The sequence below is a fragment of the Escherichia sp. MOD1-EC6098 genome, from assembly GCF_002965865.1.
Lineage (GTDB): Bacteria > Pseudomonadota > Gammaproteobacteria > Enterobacterales > Enterobacteriaceae > Escherichia > Escherichia marmotae.
On the sequence record NZ_PTSN01000051.1, the window covers coordinates 1 to 3,612 of the forward strand.

At 48.6% G+C, this 3,612-nt stretch carries 3 protein-coding genes and 2 pseudogenes; 1 reads left to right on the plus strand and 4 read right to left on the minus strand.

The genetic code is table 11. The features are described from left to right. The 4 genes and pseudogenes from ssb to C0K55_RS26315 form a co-directional block, all read right to left on the minus strand. Positions 1-314, minus strand: a 314-nt coding sequence (gene ssb / locus C0K55_RS25290) for a single-stranded DNA-binding protein (RefSeq protein WP_123059779.1), incomplete at its 3' end; no start/stop codon positions are given. A gap of 149 nt (positions 315-463) precedes the next feature. Beyond that, on the minus strand, positions 464-2,365 hold the full coding sequence (gene ltrA, locus C0K55_RS25295) for a group II intron reverse transcriptase/maturase (RefSeq protein WP_000936285.1): 1,902 nt from the start codon (positions 2,363-2,365) through the stop codon (positions 464-466). Positions 2,366-2,978: 613 nt separating this feature from the next. Beyond that, a pseudogene (locus C0K55_RS27060) lies at positions 2,979-3,056 on the minus strand (single-stranded DNA-binding protein); the annotation flags it as partial. Next, positions 3,043-3,249 carry a single-stranded DNA-binding protein gene (locus C0K55_RS26315; RefSeq protein WP_105264094.1) on the minus strand — a complete coding sequence of 69 codons (207 nt, stop codon included), beginning with the start codon at positions 3,247-3,249 and terminating at the stop codon, positions 3,043-3,045. The gene C0K55_RS26315 and the pseudogene C0K55_RS27060, both read right to left, overlap by 14 nt. Positions 3,250-3,318: 69 nt before the next feature. On the opposite strand from C0K55_RS26315, the pseudogene C0K55_RS26825 reads away from it, so the two are divergent. Continuing rightward, positions 3,319-3,612: pseudogene (locus C0K55_RS26825) on the plus strand (hypothetical protein); the annotation flags it as partial.

Consider the following 3,612-nt stretch of genomic DNA (forward strand, 5'->3'; position numbering starts at 1 on the left):
GCACCTGCGGCACGTCCCAACATCTGCATGGTGCCCGTGGTTTTAACAAGGATTTCAGTGATGTAACGGGTGACGCCGTTGTTGTCGTCCCAGCTACGGGTACGGAGTTGCCCCTCGATGTAGACCTGCGCGCCCTTACGCAGATATTCACCAGCCACTTCCGCGAGCTTGCCGAACAACACCACGCGATGCCATTCCGTCTGCTCCCGCATCTCCCCCGTCTGTTTGTCACGCCAGCTTTCTGACGTGGCCACCTGCAGGTTTGCCACTGCGCCCCCGTTGGGGATGTAACGGACTTCCGGATCTTTTCCCAGACGGTAGGGTAGGGTACGTGTGGTCTTTCAAGATAAATGGCGAATATGTCCTGCTTATCTTGAGTTAGATCACCGTTACCCCCCCTCCGAACCGTACGTGCACCTTTCAGTGCATACGGCTCTCCATTGCTAGCTTATTGGGGATAAACTCATTTAGCAGAATCCCCGCTTGAGACAGGTGGTTGCAGGAGTATTCTTCCCTTTTCCTGTCTCAAATCGGGTAGTTTTCCGCTATGTAACTTGTCGTGGCAACTTGCGCACAAAATCATCGTTTTCCGGCGGCGTGCGATCATCATTAGTTGCCACAGGCTGGGTTTATATCCGGCCTTACGACCTTTCTTCAGGTCTTTTAGCTTTCTGACATGATGTACTTCGCAGCGCCCAGTCTTCGCACAATACTCGCAGATCCTTGCCCCTAATCGACGCATGATCTCTGTTGTGCGGGTTGTGATATGTGCGGTTCTCGGTTCCGTATCGACAATCGTTGTTCGGTTGCGATTGACATGTTTGAGTTTGAAAACCTCAATCTTTCGGGATCCATTTTTGGCCTGAACGGTAATAGCCAGATCTCCATTATTTTGCCGTAGCGATTTGGCGACTTTATTCACTGAACTACGTCGTTTATTCGCCAGGGTCTTAAAAAGGCTTATTTGCCATATGAAATATAATTTTGATAATTTATATTTCATGTCCAGCGCCAGACTGTAGTAGTTCGCCAATCCGCGCATTTCCGCGTTGAAAGTCAGAACAATTTCAGCTTCACTGAGATTTTGTAGACTTGAACGATGTACAGCCTTCACATTCTCATAACAGCCATATTTCTTTTGGTGACAAAATTTAGCGGCTATATTGTCAGGAACGAAGAGCTGCACAATTCCTGTGGTGGATCTCCGGAGAGCGTGCCGCCCTTGCATTTTCTGCTTCAGCAATTTCTTTGCATCTGCCTGTCTGATTTCATAGCCTAAAAAATTAACTCCTTCTGAGATATGGCGGATCCTGGTCTTTGCTTCATTAACTTCCAATCCCAGTGAAGTAGTAATAAAGTTTCTGACCTGTCTTGATATATGTTCAGCATCTTTCTTCGAGCCGATGACACCGATTACGAAGTCATCAGCATATCGAACATAGTACATACGCCTGAAGTTTGGATCGTTCATGACCTGAGATGGTATAGAACGTTTTTCTTCAAGCAGTCGTTCAATTTCTTTCTTTATGGCTTCTTTTTCTGATTCAGAATCAGTTGCCATACCGTCTACTTTCTTTCGTAGTTTATGAATCTTATGGGCCAGCCTGTTCATATCTGGATTCGCTCTTCGTTTTGTACCGCTTGTATATGCAGGAATTAAATTCTGTTCTACAAAACGGTCCAGTTTGTCGAGGTATATATTTGCCAGTAAGGGAGAAATTATCCCACCTTGTGGCGTACCAGAATATGAGCGATGGTATTTCCAATTGTCCACATATCCTGCCTTCAGCCACTGTTCGATTAATTTCAGGAAATTCTTATCCTTAATTTTCTCTGCCAGTGTATTCAGCAATAGTTTGTGGGGGATATTGTCAAAGAAACCTTTGATATCAACGTCCACGATCCATTTAACTCCGTTCCAGACTGGACGAATAGATCTGAGCGCAGTTTCACACGAACGTTTTGGTCTGAATCCATGAGAGTGTTCAGAGAATACTGGTTCATAAACCCTTTCCAGAATAATTCTTGCTACTTCTTGCGCCAGTTTATCGTCTCCACCTGGAATCCCCAGCGGTCTGGTTTTTCCGTCCTTTTTTGGGATCTGAACTCTGCGTACAGGTTTCGCTACGTATTCTCTACTCCGCAATGTTTTTGCCAGCTTCTCTGCTCTTTCGATAGAAAAGCCATCAATGGTATCTGTTGATACACCTTGAGTCAGTGCACCTGCATTGGCCCGTATATTCACGTAGGCTTGCAGCCACAGTCCGGGCTCACACGCAATTTTGTATAGATTACGTACTGGATACCCTTTTTTTGAAGCATCCTCAATTCCATCTAATCTTTTCTCAAGTTCATCAGGCAGCATTGGCTAACCCTCCTCTTAGAGATTGATGTATCTAACAACTGTCTCCCTTCCCCGCAGCACTGTGAGGCTTTCATCTTCCTTCCGGTTGATTTATACCTTTGCTGCTTCCGTATAATGCGGACTGCCGGAACCCATTACAGGCCGACCTTGAGTACTATGGAGACTCCGCTACCATGCTGGGTATAAATCCAGTTTAGGTAGTCCCGTAGTTTCACGGTGTGGAGATGCGATGTACTTAGGATGTCTTTCGATCGTTTAACTATTTCATCAATAGCTGGCCCGTTAGAGTGGTCACAATCAACGTCGGACGGATTTCTTGTGCTAGTACGGGAATAACGCTTCAATCGTTCTGCGTTATTGGTTTCCTGTTTCCCACATAGATCTCGACTTCAACAAACCCAGTTTATCCATATACATCTTGCATTGAATGGTGATACTTATAACGATTTCCATATTCACCACCCTTTTCTGTGGATGCTATGTTCACCTCTCCTTTTCAGGATCTCCGAGCCTGTTACCAAGCAAGGCTAACCACAGTATGCAATGGCTATACCACTAAGCCATGTTGCTTTTCAGGCAACACTCCATAAAACACCGCGCTTCAACGGCGCACACCGACAAGAATGACCTTGTTAATGCCACGAACTGCCATGATGTGCCTCCTTCTGTTGATGTTTTCAGCCCCCATCACCCGTTGAGTTTCGGGAGCCGCGGTTTTGACGTTTTGCGGGGACCTGCCGTTTGTTCCCTCCGGTATTAACCATCACCCGTTTGAGAACCTTCGCCGCAAGGGGCATCACTGCCACGGCCGGAAACGACTGTCCGGGGGCAGACCGCAAAAGTTTTTGCCTGCTTCCGGGCAAAAAGTTTTGCGGGATGTGCATTTCACCCCTGGACTGGCGGAGACGGTTGTGGCTGTCTTTGCCCCCGGCGACAGGGGCTTAAACGGGTGTATGGCACCGGACACAACAACGGGCAGGGACCCGCCGCAACGACGAAGAGCGCGTGCGCGAAACGGCGTTGCCCCTCACATCCCGGCGGCCTTTTGCCGGGATGCCGGGAGCGCAGGTCACGGCGCGACAGAGGCGGCGCGACCGGAACGGTCGCTGCAAGCCGGGGGTTTGGCGTCAGGGATGGAAGCCCGCCAGGGCGGAGACAGCTTCGCTGGCTCCGTTCACGACAGCCCGCCCCGCCAGGGGGACGCCCGGAAAAGGCATAAGCAGGAGAACAACAAAACAGACAGTAAT